This is a genomic window from Pseudoalteromonas sp. SR44-2 (genome assembly GCF_014163745.1).
Lineage (GTDB): Bacteria > Pseudomonadota > Gammaproteobacteria > Enterobacterales > Alteromonadaceae > Pseudoalteromonas > Pseudoalteromonas distincta.
Window position 1 is genome coordinate 1 of sequence record NZ_JACJDW010000095.1, and the last position, 246, is coordinate 246.

General features: G+C 47.2%; 1 rRNA gene. It reads right to left on the minus strand.

The features are described 5' to 3' along the window. Positions 1–202, minus strand: a 16S ribosomal RNA gene (locus H5115_RS20385); the annotation flags it as partial. Positions 203–246 lie beyond the last annotated feature (44 nt).

The window sequence follows — 246 nt, forward strand, 5'->3', positions numbered from 1 at the left end:
CCCCCTTTGGTCCGTAGACATTATGCGGTATTAGCAGTCGTTTCCAACTGTTGTCCCCCACCTCAAGGCATGTTCCCAAGCATTACTCACCCGTCCGCCGCTCGTCAGCAAAGTAGCAAGCTACTTTCTGTTACCGCTCGACTTGCATGTGTTAGGCCTGCCGCCAGCGTTCAATCTGAGCCATGATCAAACTCTTCAATTAAAAAGTTTTATGTCTTTCGACAGCTCAATGAATTCTGAATTTTT